The sequence below is a fragment of the Rhizobium ecuadorense genome, assembly GCF_001187535.1.
In the GTDB taxonomy this organism is placed as follows: Bacteria; Pseudomonadota; Alphaproteobacteria; order Rhizobiales; family Rhizobiaceae; genus Rhizobium; species Rhizobium ecuadorense.
Window position 1 is genome coordinate 1 of the sequence record NZ_LFIO01000868.1, and the last position, 280, is coordinate 280.

The window sequence follows — 280 nt, forward strand, 5'->3', positions numbered from 1 at the left end:
GATTTCCTTCTCGGTTTCCGAGACGTCGATCTTCGGCCAGGAGCTTTCAAACATGAAGCCAGAACCGCTGGCCGGGAACCGATGCTCGAAGCCACGGAAGACATCATCAAACAGCCTGTTCATCTCGAGATGAAGCGCCAAGAACGGATTATGATCTCTGCCTGCATAGTCGGTCGGAACCGGACTCTTGCCGCGGCCCCGCGAAATTAGATCACGAACACTCATCTGTACCTCCATGTCTGGCCGCGCCGGCAAGTCCGGCGCCGGCCGTCATCTGGTT

Annotated in this window: 1 pseudogene; it reads right to left on the reverse strand. The window is 57.1% G+C overall.

Annotated elements, in window-relative coordinates:
* Positions 1 to 237, reverse strand: a pseudogene (locus AF337_RS14945) (Hsp20/alpha crystallin family protein); the annotation flags it as partial.
* Positions 238 to 280 lie beyond the last annotated feature (43 nt).